This window comes from Dickeya dadantii NCPPB 898 (genome assembly GCF_000406145.1).
Taxonomy (GTDB): Bacteria; Pseudomonadota; Gammaproteobacteria; order Enterobacterales; family Enterobacteriaceae; genus Dickeya; species Dickeya dadantii.
This window is the reverse complement of the sequence record NZ_CM001976.1, coordinates 2236858-2252682: the sequence shown is the minus strand read 5'-3', so window position 1 is coordinate 2252682 and position 15825 is coordinate 2236858. Positions and strand designations below refer to the sequence as shown.

Sequence of the window (15825 nt, the reverse complement as noted above, 5' to 3'; positions counted from 1 at the left end):
TGGTATCAGGGCGCTATTTCAACACCGGCTGGTGATTCAGCACCATCAGCAGGAAGGTGAACTCCTGTGCGATATCTTCAAACTGTGCCAGCCGGCCGGATTTCCCGCCATGCCCTGACCCCATATCGGTGTGCAACAGCAACAAATGGTCATCGGTTTTCAGTTCGCGTAGTTTCGCTACCCATTTGGCCGGTTCCCAGTACTGCACCTGAGAATCATGCAAGCCAGTGGTCACCAGCAGGTGCGGATACGCCTGCGCCGACACGCTGTCATAAGGGCTGTATTGTTTGATGTACTGGTAATCCCGCGCATGGTTCGGATTACCCCATTCGTCGTATTCACCGGTGGTGAGCGGAATGGACTCGTCCAGCATGGTGGTGAGCACGTCGACAAACGGTACCTGCGCCACCACGCCGCTAAACAGCGACGGCGCCATATTAATCACGGCCCCCATCAGCAACCCGCCCGCGCTGCCGCCCATCGCGAAGGTTTTGGTCGAATCGCCATAGCCGCGCGCCAGCAAGGCCTGCGTGACGTCAATGAAATCCGTAAAGGTATTCATCTTGTTGGACAGACGCCCCTGGTCATGCCATTGCTGCCCCAGTTCGCCGCCGCCGCGAATATGCGCCAGCGCATACACGAAGCCGCGATCCAGCAGGCTAAGACGACTGCTGCTGAATTCCGGATCCATACTGCTGCCATAAGCGCCGTAGCCATAGACCAGCAGCGGGCTTTGGGCCAGTTCGCAGTCTTTGTGATACACCAGCGAAACCGGCACCGACTCGCCATCGCGCGCCGTTACCCACAACCGCTCGCTCCGGTAATTTCCGGCATCAAAGTTTTTCACCTCTGATTGTTTGAGCGCCACCTGAACACCGGTTGCCATATCCAACTCATAGATAGTCATCGGCGTGGTCATAGAGGAATAGCCGTAACGCAATTGCGTACTCTCCGGCGTCGGGTTATAGCTCAGCCAGGTCACGTAGGCCGGGTCGCTAAAGGCAATCTGGCGGGACGCCTCCGTCTGCCAGTGAATATAACGGATGTGGGTCAACCCGCGTTCGCGTTCTTCGACCACGTACCAGTCGTCAAACAGCGAAAACCCTTCCAGCACCCGTTCCTGACGCGGGGCGATCAACGCGTCCCATGTCGACTCGCTGGCGTCGTGGGCACGATAAAAACCAAAGGTTTTGCCGTCTTTGTTGGACCGGACATAGAATGCGTCACGGAAATGATCGACCACATACTCGTGATCCGGCCGTCGCGGCACAAACAGCTGTGGTTTGGCTTGCGGATCGGCAGCGTCCAGCAACAGAATTTCCGTGCTGGTGGTGCTGTCGAGATAAATCAGGATATAACGCTCGGACGTGGTTTTATCCAGACTAAGGTAGAACGCGTCATCCGTTTCTTCGTACACCAGTTCGTCCTGCTGCGGATCTTCCCCCAGACGGTGGCGATAGACCTGATAAGGCAGCAAGGTCTGCGGATTTTTACGCACATAATAGAGAGTCCGGGAGTCCGCCGCCCACTCACTGCCGGCCGAGACATTTTCCAGCCGATCCGCCAGCCACTCGCCGGTGTCGAGGTCGCGAAACGTCACCACATACTGCCGACGGGACAGCAAATCTTCCGCCACGCTCATCAGTCGATTATCAGGGCTGACGCCCAGCGCGCCCAAACTGTAAAACTCGCTGCCGTCCGCCCGCTGATTGCCATCCAGCAATACCTGCCAGGCGTCGCTTCCCGTCTCCTGCTCCGGCTGACGCTGATAGATGGCGTAATCTTTGCCGGGCTCATAGCGGCTCTGGTAACGATAACCGCGTTTCACATAGGGTACGGAGACGTCTTCACCGGGGATCCGCGCCACCATTTCCTCATACAAGCTCTGACGCAGTGCGGCATGGGGCGCCATGACCCGATCGCAATAGCGATTCTCTTCCTGCAGCCAGGCCAGCACATCCGGGTTGTTGCGTTCGTCATCTCGCAGCCAATAATAATTATCGATGCGGGTATCGCCATGCATCGTGATTGCATGCGGGCGTTTTTCGGCTTGCGGCGCTTTCATCCACGTCACTCCTTTCCATTCATTGATCAGGCTCTGCCTCTCATCCGTACCACACTGGCGAGCCAACGGTGGTGAGACGGCGAATGCCCAAAGCCTGTCATGAATCATCGGGGGAATCCAGCTTGTGCCGAGATCTGCATGAATTTTCACTCGATTTTGCGTACCGGTACGCGAGTAATGCCAAACGCAAACGTTTTCGTTTATACTGCGGCCACGTTCGGGCCCCCGGTCTGCCCGTTTTTACTACAAGCTTTTTACAACACCATCAGGTATCAGGTTATGTTAACAATGGGAACAGCCCTGCGTCCCGGAGCCACTCGCGTTATGCTGCTAGGCTCCGGCGAGCTGGGAAAAGAAGTGGCGATTGAGTGTCAGCGTCTGGGTATTGAGGTTATCGCGGTCGATCGCTACGCCGATGCGCCGGCCATGCAAGTCGCCCACCGTAGCCACGTCATCAATATGCTGGATGGCGAAGCGCTGAAACAACTGGTGGCGCAGGAACGTCCGGATTACATCGTGCCTGAAATCGAAGCTATCGCCACGGATATGCTGGTCGCGCTGGAACAACAAGGGCAGCGCGTAGTGCCGTGCGCCGAAGCCACCCGTCTGACCATGAACCGCGAGGGCATCCGTCGGCTGGCGGCGGAAACGCTGGGCCTGCCGACGTCCAGTTACCGTTTTGCCGCTGACGAAGCCGCGTTCCGTCAGGCGGCCCATGAGTTGGGTTTTCCCTGTATCGTCAAACCGGTGATGAGCTCATCGGGGAAGGGCCAGAGCCTAATCCGATCGCCGGAACAACTGGACCACGCCTGGCGCTATGCGCAGGAAGGCGGCCGGGCCGGCGGCGGAAAAGTGATTGTGGAAGGGTTGGTAAAATTCGATTTCGAAATCACGCTACTGACCATCCATGCGGTTGACGGACTGCACTTCTGCGAGCCGATCGGCCATCGTCAGGAAGATGGCGACTACCGCGAATCCTGGCAGCCGCAGCAGATGAGCGAGCTGGCGCTGACGCGAGCTAAAGAGATCGCCGGTAACGTGGTGAAAGCGTTGGGCGGTTTCGGCCTGTTTGGCGTAGAACTGTTTATTTGCGGCGACGAGGTCATCTTCAGTGAAGTTTCGCCACGCCCGCACGATACCGGCATGGTGACGCTCATTTCGCAGGATCTGTCTGAGTTTGCGCTGCATGTGCGCGCGTTTCTCGGTCTACCGATCGGCGCGATTCGCCAGTACGGCCCGTCAGCCTCCGCGGTGATCCTGCCGGAATTGACCAGCAGCGATGTGCGCTATCAGGGGCTGGAGCAGGCATTGCGGCCGTATACCCAGATTCGCCTGTTCGGCAAGCCGGACATCGGCGGGCGTCGCCGTATGGGCGTCGCACTGGCGACCGCCGATAATACGGACGCCGCCGTACAACTGGCGAAGACCACCGCGTCAGCCGTCAAGGTGAGCGGCTGAGGTCCTATCAGGCTCATGCGCCGGCATGAGCCTGAATTCTCTCCCGATAACGCCAGAATCGTACGCCAGACAATGGTTTCCAGACAATGGTTTCCAAACAACGGTTTCCAGACAGCGGTTTGTTGTGACGACCGATGTCGCTTAAACAGGCTCAACGCGGTTTGTCGGCTCGCCTACCGAGCACAAAAAAGCCCGCGAAAGCGGGCTTGGGAAAGAATAAGGGAAAACATCGATCAGGCTGTCGCGCCGGCAACAGCTTCACGCGCCAACGCCGTGATGCGATCGTAATCGCCGCTTTCCAGCGCATCGGCCGGCACCAGCCAGGAGCCACCGACGCACAGCACGCTCTTCAGCGCCAGGTAGCCGCGGTAATTCTTCAGTGAGATCCCACCGGTCGGGCAGAAACGAATCTTGCCGAACGGACCGGCAATCGCCTGCAGCGCTTTTACCCCGCCGTTAGCTTCCGCCGGGAAAAATTTAAACTCGCGCAAACCGTAATCCATCCCCAGCATCAGTTCGGATACGGTGCTGATCCCTGGGATCAATGGAATAGTGCCTTCCGTTGCGGCTTTCAGCAGCGGCTCGGTCAGGCCGGGGCTGATGGCAAACTGCGCACCGGCTGCGGTCACTTCCGCCAGCTGTTGCGGGTTGGTGACCGTACCGGCGCCGACGATAGCATCCGGCACTTCCTGCGCGATCAGGCGAATCGCCTCTACCGCACACTCGGTACGCAGCGTCAGCTCCAGCACACGCACGCCACCCGCTACCAGGGCTTTCGCCATCGGTACCGCGTGTTCCAGTTTGTTAATCACAATCACAGGAACAACCGGACCGGCTGTCAGAATCTGTTCCGCACTGGTTTTCCAGTTTTTCATCGAGGGTAATCTCCAGTCATGCCCAACGGGCATCGATTAATGATCTGGCGCGCCCCTGCCACAGGGATCCGCGGTTACCCACGGACGTCCGACCGCACCGTCAGCTAAAAAACGCTAACGGCTTCGCCCCGCCTGCCGACGGGGCAAAACCGCTTATTCCACTTCGTTCCAGGAACGCCCATCTCGGGTAATCATGGCGACGGACGCGACCGGCCCCCAGGTCCCGGCCTGATAAGGTTTGGGGGAATCATTGTCCATTGCCCAGGCATCCATAATGGAATCCACCCATTTCCAGGCTTCTTCCACTTCGTCGCGGCGCACGAACAGCGCCTGAATACCACGCATGGTTTCCAGCAACAGGCGCTCATAGGCGTCCGCCAGATGTTGCTGGTTAAAGGTTTCCGAGAAGCTCAGGTCGAGCTTGGTGGTCTGCAACCGATGTTTGTGGTCCAGCCCCGGAATCTTGTTCAGAATCTGAATTTCTACCCCTTCGTCCGGCTGCAGGCGGATGATCAGCTTATTCTGCGGCAACTGCTGATAGGAATCATGGAACAGGTTAAGCGCCGGGTTTTTAAAGTAGACCACCACTTCCGAACATTTTGACGGCAGACGCTTGCCGGTGCGCAGATAAAACGGCACGCCGGACCAGCGCCAGTCGTCGATATCGACGCGAATGGCCACGAAGGTTTCGGTATTACTGGTCTTGTTGGCCCCTTCTTCTTCCAGGTAGCCCGGCACTTTTTTGCCCTGCACAAAACCGCTGGTGTACTGCCCGCGGACCGTCACTTCATGCACATTGGAACGATCGATACGGCGCAGCGAACGCAGGACTTTCACCTTTTCATCACGAATGCGATCGGTGCTCAGATCCGCCGGCGGCGACATGGCAATCATGGTCAGAATCTGCAACAGGTGGTTCTGGATCATGTCGCGCATTTGCCCGGCCTGATCGAAATACCCCCAGCGCCCTTCAATACCCACCTCTTCCGCCACGGTAATCTGCACGTGATCGATAGTGCGGTTATCCCAGTTGTTGGCGAACAGGGAGTTGGCGAAACGCAGTGCCAGCAGGTTCAGCACGGTTTCCTTGCCGAGATAGTGGTCGATGCGGTAGACCTGACATTCGTTGAAAAACTCCGCTACCTGATTGTTGATCACCCGTGACGACGCCAGATTGGTGCCCAGCGGTTTTTCCATCACCACGCGTGCCGGCTCCTTGTTCAGGCCGGCCTGCCCCAGACCGCGGCAGATAGCGCCGAAGGTGCTCGGCGGCATGGCGAAATAATTGATGGTGGTGCGATTTTGCTGATCGAGCATCGTACCCAACCGTTTGAATCCCTCGGTGTCTTCCACATCAAGGTTGCAAAAGTCGAGCCGATTGCTCAGGGTTGTCCACAATGCCGGGTCGAGCGGCTCCTTGAGAAAGGTTTCCAGCGCTTCGCGCACCACTTTGATATAGGCGTCTCGGTCCCACTCCGCCCGTCCCACGCCGATAATGCGGGTTTCCGGATGAATATGGCCTGCTTTTTCCAGTTGATACAGTGAAGGCAGCAATTTGCGGCGCGCAAGGTCGCCCTTTGCACCGAAAATAACCAGGTCACACGCCTGGGCTGTTGACGTTACCGCCATTTTCAATCTCCTCATTGCAGGACGCTGTAATTTTATTACATTAATAATGTACTCTTTTTGACACAAACCAGTAAACCCGTAATAAAACCACATTATCGGCTGATTCCGATACTACAAGGCCTCAGAACCTATTGTGCCGATGAAGAAAACGGGTCTGGCATCTGCCTAAAAGAGAAATTTCCCATCGTTTCTGACAGCCAGTTACTATTTTGAAAGTTAGACACACGTCATATTCTGACAAAAAAAGCTGATGACTTGTTGTGTCGACCTCTGCCAACCGTTACGGGCTCGTAGTATATTTCACAAAATCCGCATCGATTTCACCTTTGGCTGAAATCCAAAATACCATAGATGGTCGTTGTCATATGAATATGCTGGAAAAAATCCAGGGTCATCTGGAACTGCTGAGCAAATCGGAACGAAAAGTGGCGGAAGTCATTCTCGCGTCGCCTCAGACAGCCATCCACTCCAGTATCGCCACCCTCGCCGGCATGGCCGAGGTCAGCGAACCCACGGTTAACCGCTTCTGCCGCCGGCTGGATACCAAAGGCTTTCCCGATTTTAAACTGCATCTGGCGCAGAGTCTGGCCAACGGCACGCCTTATGTGAATCGCAACGTGGAAGAAGACGATTCGGTGGAGTCTTACACCAGCAAAATCTTCGAATCCACCATGGCCGGGCTGGAACATGTGAAATCCTGCCTGGATATTCAGGCTATCAACCGCGCGGTGGATTTGCTCACCCAGGCGCGCAAGATTTCCTTCTTCGGCTTCGGCGCCTCGGCGGCGGTGGCCCACGATGCGATGAACAAATTTTTTCGCTTCAATATTCCGGTGGTTTACTTTGATGACCTGGTCATGCAGCGCATGAGTTGCATGAATTCCGGCGAAGGCGACGTCGTAGTGCTGATTTCGCACACCGGGCGCACCAAAAGTCTGGTGGATATGGCGCGGCTGGCGCGGGAAAACGACGCCACCGTTATCGCTATTACGTCGGACGGCTCCCCCCTTTCGCGGGAAGCCTCGCTTACGCTGCGGGTCGAGGTGCCGGAAGATACCGATGTTTATATGCCGATGGTGTCGCGTATCGCCCAGCTAACGCTGATTGATGTGTTAGCCACCGGTTTTACCCTGCGGCGCGGCGCAAAATTCCGCGATAACTTGAAGCGGGTCAAGGAAGCATTGCGCGAATCGAGATTTGATAAGGAAGAACGATTCAGCAACCCGTTTAACTAATTATGTTATAACATCGGGTGGCAAGGGGTGATGCCCACGGGAAGAAATCCTGTCACTCAATCATAATTACAGGCACGGCATCCGGCAGTGCAGAGCGGCAGAAACGGTTCCTATGCGATGTCCTCTCCTGACGGCGTTACCACATTACAACAAGTTTCACCAGTCAACGGAGTTATACATGTCCAGACGGCTCAGAAGAACCAAAATCGTTACCACGCTGGGGCCGGCTACAGACCGCGACAATAATCTGGAAAAGATCATTGCCGCAGGCGCAAACGTAGTCCGCCTGAACTTTTCTCACGGCTCGCCGGAAGATCATCTTCTGCGTGCCAACAAAGTTCGCGAAATTGCGGCTAAACTTGGCCGTCACGTTGCTATTCTGGGCGACCTCCAGGGCCCCAAAATCCGTGTTTCCACCTTCAAAGAAGGGAAAATTTTCCTCAACGTGGGCGACAAGTTTCTGCTGGACGCCAGCCTTGGTAAAGGTGAAGGCGACAAGGAAAAAGTCGGTATCGACTACAAAGGACTGCCCCGCGATGTGGTTCCCGGCGACATCCTGCTGCTGGATGATGGCCGTGTGCAGTTGAAAGTCCTGGCCGTGGACGACATGAAAGTGTTCACCGAAGTCACCGTCGGCGGTCCGCTGTCCAACAACAAAGGCATCAACAAACTGGGCGGTGGCCTGTCTGCCGAAGCACTGACCGAAAAAGACAAGGCCGACATCATTACCGCGGCCAAAATCGGCGTGGACTTTCTGGCGGTGTCATTCCCGCGTACCGGCGAAGACCTGCACTATGCCCGCCGTCTGGCGCGCGAAGCCGGCAGCAACGCCAAAATCGTCTCCAAAGTGGAGCGTGCGGAAGCGGTGTCAACCGATGAAGCCATGGACGACATCATTCTTGCCTCCGATATCGTGATGGTCGCTCGCGGCGATCTGGGCGTGGAAATCGGCGACCCGGAACTGGTTGGTATCCAGAAAAAACTGATTCGACGCGCTCGCCAGCTGAACCGTGCGGTAATTACCGCGACCCAGATGATGGAGTCGATGATCACCAACCCGATGCCGACCCGTGCCGAAGTGATGGACGTCGCCAATGCCGTGCTGGACGGCACCGATGCGGTGATGCTCTCGGCGGAAACCGCGGCCGGCCAGTACCCGGCGGAAACCGTCGCGGCCATGGCGAAAGTCTGCCTGGGTGCGGAAAAGATCCCCAGCATCAACGTATCCAAACACCGCCTTGACGTGCAGTTCGACAACGTGGAAGAGTCGATCGCCATGTCCGCCATGTATGCGGCTAACCACCTCAACGGCGTTACTGCGATTATCGCCATGACTGAATCCGGCCGCACCGCGCTGATGATGTCCCGTATCAGTTCCGGCCTGCCGATTTTCGCCATGTCTCGTCACGAGCATACGCTGAATCTGACCGCGCTGTATCGCGGCGTCACGCCGGTGCAGTTCACCAGCTACACTGACGGCGTAGCCGCAGCTAACGACGCGGTGATCCTGCTGCGCGACAAGGGCTTCCTGGTGTCTGGCGACCTGGTTATCGTGACCCAGGGTGACGTAATGGGCACGGTCGGCACCACCAATACGGTGCGTGTGCTGCGGGTGGAATAATCACGTAGCAAATAGCAATATCACAACGTTCGTCGAACGTTCATTCAGTTAAAAAGCGGGGCGCAGTTATCGCGCCCCGCTTTTTTTTGTTATCGCCTATCTTGTTCTGCGGCGTAGCCCCCTACTTCACTCGCCTGAGCCGCCTATTGACTATCCAGCCCGCCAGACAGATTAGCCCGGCTGGAACTGGATTTGCCGTTGCTATAATCAACGTCATAACCGCCGGAGAGGTTGGCACGGCTGGAGCTCGTTTTACCGTCGCTATAACGGGTATCCAACCCGCCTGACAGGTTCGAGCGGCTGGTGCTGTAGGTGCCGTCACTAAAGTGGGTGTCATAACCGCCGGACAGATTAGCCCGGCTGGTGCTGGTCCGCCCATCGCTGTAGCGGGTATCGAACCCGCCCGATAAATTGGTACGGCTGGTGGATGTCGAGCCATCGTTATAACGGCAGTCCTGACCACCGGATAAATTGGCCCGACAGCTGTCAGCCTGAGAAAAAGGGATGTGTGCAGTCAGTAATGCAAGACATAAAAGTGATCGATTCATAAAACCCAACCTTTCTCCAAAAGGAATATGCCGTCGTATTTCCCGGTCAGAAATAACGCTTTGGTTATTTTTCAATAATCCATTCGTTATTCCCGACCGGGTTAATTATTGCCATCTACGCGAATACTACTATTCCTTTTATTATCGCGCGATGTTCATCTTATTGTACGCTGACTGGCAGACGAGTTTTCTGGGTACCGCTATTGCTGACTTGTCGTATCGTCCTTTTTTTCCCCGGTGCTGGTTTTAGTCTTTTCCTTTGTACTGGTGCTGGCAGCATGATGTTTTTTCACCATTTTTTTCGCCGGTTTTTCTTCACCTTTCACAGGAGTTTCCGCGGCGACTTTTTCGGTCTTCGCCACATTCTCTACGTCAACATTCGCTTTCACCGCTGAAACGTCACGTTCAGCCTTGGTTGCCGCATCAGTATTCGTTTTATCCACCGCCTTGCCCAGCGCAGATTCGGCGGATGCCGGTACCGCACTGGTTGCCGTGGCGTCAGTTGCGCTTTTTTCCACCGTGGTGGTCGCTGCGTTGGCAGTTGCATAGGTTGTTGCCAGTAAAACGCCTAAAAACAGTGGTTTCAGATTCATGATAAAAATCCTTTAGCAGAGATTCTTTTATTAGCCTGAACTAAATAGGCGGATAAATTATTCCGCAGTATTTACGGTGGCTAACGGTTGAAGTCATACATGCAGTGACCTCGGGGGCTATTAAATCAAAAGCAATGACAAAAAGAATATGGAATATTCCGAGAAAGAATTATCGCTAAACAACACTATTTTTAAAGATTCTTATAAGTTCCGAAAGATATAAAATGAAATAAGGTTTAACTGTTACAGATTATGTATTCTTGCCAGCAGTTCATCATGTTTGAATAAATAATGGATTGATTATTCAATCACATAAAAGCCGTGCAGGCCATGAATAGCGTTTATGCCGATACCACGCCGGAGGCAGGCAAAAAAAAGCGGAGCTCCAGCTCCGCCTTCGTTTTTTTACTGATGTGGCCGCCTTACGGTTCCCTATTTCTTGCGCGGATACAGGTCTTTACGCAGATAGGGTTCGGTTTCCCCCGGCTTACGGGTTTTCAACAGTTTCAAAATCCAGGTGTACTGTTCCGGGTTAGGCGTTACCAAAAGTTCAACTTCTTCGTTCATGCGGCGGGCAATCGTGTGATCATCAGCGCCATTAATATCGCTCATCGGCGGACGAATATAGACATCCAACTGGGAGGTTTTGCCGTCATATACCGGAAATAGCGGCACGATTTCAGCGCGACATACCTTCATCAGTCGGCCGACAGCGGGCAACGTGGCTTTGTAGGTCGCAAAAAAATCGACGAACTCGCTGTGCTCTGCTCCATGATCCTGATCCGGCAAATAGTAGCCCCAGTAACCTTCACGCACTGAGCCGATAAAAGGCTTAATGCCATCGTTACGGGTATGCAGACGTCCGCCAAAACGGCGGCGCAGGGTATTCCACAGATAATCCTGCAGCGGGTTTTTCTGATTGTGTATCATGGCGGCCATTTTCTGCCCGCGCAGGCTCATCAGCATAGCGGGCACGTCTACCGCCCAACCGTGCGGCACCATGAAAATAACGTTACGCTGCTGTTCACGCAGCGCATCGACAATCTCCATGCCATGCCAGCGGACGCGACGCTCAGCCCGGCTGGCGGGTAATATCGCCAGCTCCACCATCATCAGCATCGCCTGCGGCGCCGTCGCAAACATCTGGTCGATGATATGCTCGCGTTCGTTTTCCGATAGTTGCGGCATACACAACAGCAAATTGATGCGGGCACGCCGTCTCGCGCCTTTGGAAAACCGCCCAACCAGTCGGCCTAACGCGCCCAGTACCGGGTCACGCAAGCGGGCCGGAATACAGGCAATCAACGCCGTCACACACACAACCAGCCACAGCGCCCAATAGCGCGGATGAAAGAAGGCCGGCGTAAATTGCGGGATAAACTCAGCGTTGGTTTTCTTCTCTTTTTTCTCTTGTTCCATGCAACCACTCTTCATCACAAAATCGGGTTAATGATAATCGCTGCCCGACGTTTTGCAATTGAACACGCACCGGTCCGATATCGCCCGTGCGACATAAATAAAAAAACAGCCGGCAGCGCAAACTGCCGGCTGTCACTTACCCGCAACGGTGCTCAGTCCAGTTGCAATTGAGGCAAGACTTCTCGCACATGCGCCAGATAATCGCGGCGCTCTTTGCCCATCAGCCCTTCGGAGCGCGGCAGTTTCGCCGTTAGCGGATTGACGGCTTGTTGGTTGACCCACAGTTCATAATGCAGGTGCGGACCGGTGGAACGCCCGGTATTGCCGGACAGGCCGATACGATCGCCACGCTTGATCTTCTGCCCCGGTTTAACCAGCAAACGGTTCATGTGCATGTAACGGGTGGTGTATTGCCGCCCGTGGCGCACAGCGACAAAGTTACCGGCTTCACTGTCCCGCTCAGCCACCACAACCTCGCCATCACCGACGGCCAGTACCGGCGTCCCCACCGGCATGGAGAAATCAACGCCACGGTGCGGTGCGATACGGCCGGTTACCGGATTAAGGCGACGTGGGTTGAAGTTGGAGGATACCTTGAACTGCTTCATGGTCGGGAATCGCAGGAAACCTCGGGTCAGGCCGGAAGCTTCGCGGTCATAGAATTTGCCGTCTTCAGCGCGGAACGCGTAGTAGTTTTTCCCGCCGGTACGCAACCGAACGCCCTGCAGCTCGCTTTGTTCGCTACGGCCATCCAGTATTTCACGGGAAATCAGCACGGCAAAACTGTCATCTTTACGCAGTTTGCGGAAATCCAACTGCCATTGCAGCGCACGAATCACTTCCCGCACTTCGCTGCTGGTCAATCCGGCAGCCTGCGCGCTACTGGCGAAGCTGCCGTCCAGACGACCGATCAGCACCTTGTTCTGCCAGTCCCCTTCCACGTTCTCGATTTCTTCACGGAAGGCATCGCCGTTTCGGGTATAGGTACGGGTTTCCCGGCGCGACACCTGCCAGGTCAGAGTTTGCAGCGCGCCATCGCTATCCAGCGTCCAGGTCAGCTGCTGGCCGATCTTCAGATTCCGCAGCGCCGCATTACGATCCGCCAGAGCGGCAATATCCGACATATCAATACCGTATTGCGTCAGAATACTGCTCAGCGTATCGCCGGTAGACACCACATACTCATGCGTGTCGTCAGCGTCTTTGTCGTCCAGCTCGTCTTTAATGATGCCATTGGTGGTGGATGGCTGATCCAACGGTTCGCTGTTGGCTTCGGTCACATCCGCCGTCGGTGCCGATCCGGCGTTCTGCGACGCCGCTACCGGCGGCAATGGGTTGCTATCCAGGGGTTCACTGGCTGGAGGGTTCAGAGCCTGGCTCTGAGTTTGATTTTTTTCGCTTTCCGCGTCTTTTACGATAACAGGTGCGTCATTGACCGGGGGATATGTCATCGGCCGCCAGACCGCAGCGGCCAGTGTGACGACGGTCAGTGACCCCAGCATCACGCGGTGAGGCCGGGGAAGGCTGTTATACGCCAGAGCGATAGTTCGGACTATCTGCTGCACTTGTTCCTATCCTCATTATTTTTCCTTCAGGCAGCTCAAATACTGTTCGGACAGTTGCAACAGGAGCCGCGCATAGCTGTCCTTATCCAGTGCAATGTCACTTCCCAACGGGTCCAGCACGCCGATGCGCACGTCAGTTCCCCTGGCGACAGCATTGATGACCGCTGGCCTGAATTGTGGCTCAGCAAAAACGCAAACCGCTTTATGCTCAACCAACTGTGTTCGTATCTGGTTTAAACGCTGTGCGCCGGGCGCAATAGCCGGGTTGATAGTAAAATGCCCCAGTGGGGTCAACCCATAATGCTGTTCGAAGTAGCCGTAGGCATCGTGAAACACGAAGTAACCCTTGCCACGCACAGGCGTCAGCATATTAACAACATTTTTATCTGTCTGCGCAAGTTTCTCAGTGAATTTACGCAGGTTTGCATCCAGTTTGTCTTTATTCTGCGGCATGAGTTCCAACAATTTTGCATGAATAGCGACGGCAGAAGCCTGCGCCATCTCCGGCGATAGCCAGATATGCATATTGAACTCACCGTGATGATGCCCGTCATCATCGCTATCCTGATGATTTTCAGGCTCATTGGCGTGATCATGCCCGTTGTCGGCATGGTTATCATGATCGGAGTCATGCTGCGCACCGTTTTCCACCGCGCCATGTTCAGGATGTGACTCCCGTAACAATAGCGATTTGACGGCCGGTTGCAGGCTCAAGGCGATTTGACGTTCCGCCGGCAGCGGTTGCAACGCCTTGGGCAGAAACGCTTCCATTTCCGGCCCAACCCAAATCACCAGTTCTGCCGATTTAAGACGCTGTACATCGGACGGGCGTAGTGCATAATCATGCGGCGACGCGCCATCCGGCAACAGCACTTCCGTGGGCGTAACGCCATCAGCGATCGCCGCGGCGATAAACGCCAGCGGGCGAATCGAGGTAACCACGGCGGCAGAGGCAACCGACGTGGCAGACAACGACGCCAGTAATGTACCGGCAGCAAGTACGGTGTTCAGCCATTTGGTGTTTAGCCATTTATAGTGAGTAACTAGCAACATACCCAATCATCCGTCGATTTATCAATAAAAACGCGTTATATTATAACGTCACACACCCTCTGCAAACAGAATTCTATGTCAACGCTGGTTTCACTGGAAAATATTGGCGTGCAGTTTGGCAACAAACCGGTACTCAATGATATTTCTCTCACATTGCAGGCTGGTCGTATTCTGACGCTGCTCGGACCTAACGGCGCGGGGAAATCCACGCTGGTCCGGGTTGTTCTGGGATTACAGACCCCAACCCGCGGCACGCTGACTCGGGCTGCGAATATCCGCATCGGCTACGTGCCGCAAAAATTGCACCTGGACCCAACCCTGCCTCTGACCGTCAAACGTTTTATGCAGTTGCGCCCCGGAGTCAATAAGCAGGACATCATGCCGGTATTGAAACGCGTGCAGGCGGGTCATTTGCTTGAACAACCGATGCAAAAGCTTTCCGGCGGCGAAACCCAGCGTGTTCTACTGGCACGAGCTATTCTCGCCCGCCCGCAGTTGCTGGTGCTGGATGAGCCTACCCAAGGGGTGGACGTCAACGGTCAGCTAGCACTTTACGAGTTGATTAACCAGTTACGGCAGGAGTATCAGTGCGGCGTGCTGATGGTCTCCCACGACCTGCATCTGGTAATGGCAAAAACCGATGAAGTCCTGTGTCTCAATCAGCACATCTGCTGCTCCGGTACCCCGGAAGTGGTGTCGCTGCACCCGGAATTTCTGGCTATGTTCGGCCACCGAGGCGCCGGACAACTGGCGATTTACCGCCACCATCACAATCACCGTCACGATCTGAACGGAAAAATCATTTTAAAGCGACAGGATGGTAATCACGCATGATTGAGTTGTTGTTGCCCGGCTGGCTGGCAGGGGTGTGTCTGGCGGTGGCGGCGGGGCCGCTCGGTTCTTTCGTCGTGTGGCGCCGTATGTCCTATTTTGGCGATACCCTCGCTCATGCCTCATTACTTGGCGTTGCGCTGGGACTGTTGCTGGACATCAACCTGTTCTATGCGGTGATTGCGATAACCCTACTATTGGCCGTGGGGTTGGTCTGGCTGGAACGCCGCCCCGGACTGGCGATCGATACCCTACTCGGCATCATGGCGCACAGTGCGCTGTCGCTGGGTCTGGTAGTAGTCAGCCTGATGAACAATGTTCGCGTCGATTTGATGGCTTACCTGTTTGGCGACCTGCTCGCGGTCACCAGTGAAGACTTATTGCTGATCGGCCCCGGCGTGGTGCTGGTGCTCGGCGTATTGGGGTGGCAATGGCGCGCCCTACTTTCCATGACCGTCAGCCCGGAGCTGGCGCACGTCGACGGCATCGCCATCGCCCGCACTAAACTGTTGCTAATGCTGATCACCGCCCTGACCATCGGTCTGGCGATGAAGTTTGTCGGCGCGCTGATCATCACCTCGCTGCTGATTATTCCTGCCGCCACCGCACGTCGGTTTGCCCGCACGCCGGAGCAAATGGCCGTTTACGCGATGGGCGTCGGCATTATGGCCGTCACCGGCGGACTGGCTTTCTCAGCCGGCGCCAATACGCCCGCCGGCCCTTCCGTTGTGCTATGCGCATCGCTGCTGTTTATGTTTAGTCTGCTGAAAAACAAGCTGCCTGACGCAGCCGTATTTAGGCTGTTATATGCTGTTATATAGAGAAGAGGCCACTCAGCCTGTCGGTTTTTTTACCTGCCACCTGCCTGCAAATGTATTTTAACCTTGCAGGACTTATCGCCAGCCGACCGGCTGGCGATAACGAGGGATAACG

The 15825-nt window shown here is 55.4% G+C and carries 13 protein-coding genes; 5 read left to right on the top strand and 8 right to left on the bottom strand.

All coding sequences use genetic code 11. The features are described 5' to 3' along the window. Positions 1-13: 13 nt before the first annotated feature. Positions 14-2065, bottom strand: coding sequence for a S9 family peptidase (locus DDA898_RS10390; RefSeq protein ID WP_038911161.1), 2052 nt, complete (start codon positions 2063-2065; stop codon positions 14-16). Between the two features lie 279 nt (positions 2066-2344). On the opposite strand from DDA898_RS10390, the gene purT reads away from it, so the two are divergent. Then, a complete protein-coding gene (purT, locus tag DDA898_RS10385) occupies positions 2345-3523 on the top strand; it encodes a formate-dependent phosphoribosylglycinamide formyltransferase (protein WP_038911160.1) in 1179 nt (392 codons plus the stop codon). 233 nt (positions 3524-3756) lie between these two features. Here purT and DDA898_RS10380 read toward each other — a convergent pair whose 3' ends face one another. Together DDA898_RS10380 and zwf are read right to left on the bottom strand one after the other, a co-directional pair. Beyond that, positions 3757-4398, bottom strand: a complete 642-nt coding sequence (locus DDA898_RS10380) for a bifunctional 4-hydroxy-2-oxoglutarate aldolase/2-dehydro-3-deoxy-phosphogluconate aldolase (RefSeq protein ID WP_038911159.1) — start codon at positions 4396-4398, stop codon at positions 3757-3759. Positions 4399-4551: 153 nt separating this feature from the next. Then, a complete protein-coding gene (gene zwf / locus DDA898_RS10375; RefSeq protein WP_013317812.1) occupies positions 4552-6027 on the bottom strand; it encodes a glucose-6-phosphate dehydrogenase in 1476 nt (491 codons plus the stop codon). Positions 6028-6392: 365 nt separating this feature from the next. Between zwf and DDA898_RS10370 the strand changes: the two genes are divergently transcribed. Then, complete coding sequence (locus DDA898_RS10370) at positions 6393-7262, top strand: MurR/RpiR family transcriptional regulator (RefSeq protein WP_013317811.1); 870 nt, start codon at positions 6393-6395, stop codon at positions 7260-7262. Between the two features lie 178 nt (positions 7263-7440). Next, positions 7441-8883, top strand: a complete 1443-nt coding sequence (pyk, locus tag DDA898_RS10365; protein ID WP_013317810.1) for a pyruvate kinase — start codon at positions 7441-7443, stop codon at positions 8881-8883. A gap of 143 nt (positions 8884-9026) precedes the next feature. On the opposite strand, the gene DDA898_RS10360 is transcribed toward pyk, so the two are convergent. The 5 genes from DDA898_RS10360 to znuA all read right to left on the bottom strand — a co-directional run bounded on the left by DDA898_RS10360 (position 9027) and on the right by znuA (position 14061). Then, a complete protein-coding gene (locus DDA898_RS10360) occupies positions 9027-9431 on the bottom strand; it encodes a hypothetical protein (RefSeq protein WP_033111838.1) in 405 nt (134 codons plus the stop codon). A gap of 200 nt (positions 9432-9631) precedes the next feature. Then, a complete protein-coding gene (locus tag DDA898_RS10355) occupies positions 9632-10024 on the bottom strand; it encodes a hypothetical protein (protein WP_038911158.1) in 393 nt (130 codons plus the stop codon). A gap of 432 nt (positions 10025-10456) precedes the next feature. Continuing rightward, complete coding sequence (gene lpxM / locus DDA898_RS10350) at positions 10457-11443, bottom strand: lauroyl-Kdo(2)-lipid IV(A) myristoyltransferase (protein WP_033111837.1); 987 nt, start codon at positions 11441-11443, stop codon at positions 10457-10459. Between the two features lie 152 nt (positions 11444-11595). Next, positions 11596-13008, bottom strand: a complete 1413-nt coding sequence (mepM, locus tag DDA898_RS10345) for a murein DD-endopeptidase MepM (RefSeq protein ID WP_038911157.1) — start codon at positions 13006-13008, stop codon at positions 11596-11598. Between the two features lie 15 nt (positions 13009-13023). Then, positions 13024-14061: a zinc ABC transporter substrate-binding protein ZnuA gene (znuA, locus tag DDA898_RS10340; RefSeq protein WP_050570247.1), complete on the bottom strand. Its 1038-nt coding sequence runs from the start codon at positions 14059-14061 to the stop codon at positions 13024-13026. Positions 14062-14136: 75 nt separating this feature from the next. Here znuA and znuC point away from each other — a divergent pair, with 75 nt between their 5' ends. Together znuC and znuB are read left to right on the top strand one after the other, a co-directional pair. Continuing rightward, the gene (znuC, locus tag DDA898_RS10335; RefSeq protein WP_038911156.1) at positions 14137-14895 is read left to right on the top strand and encodes a zinc ABC transporter ATP-binding protein ZnuC; all 759 of its coding nucleotides are present in this window, start codon (positions 14137-14139) and stop codon (positions 14893-14895) included. Beyond that, on the top strand, positions 14892-15713 hold the full coding sequence (gene znuB / locus DDA898_RS10330) for a zinc ABC transporter permease subunit ZnuB (protein WP_050570246.1): 822 nt from the start codon (positions 14892-14894) through the stop codon (positions 15711-15713). The genes znuC and znuB overlap by 4 nt, the downstream gene beginning before the upstream one ends. Positions 15714-15825: the final 112 nt, after the last annotated feature.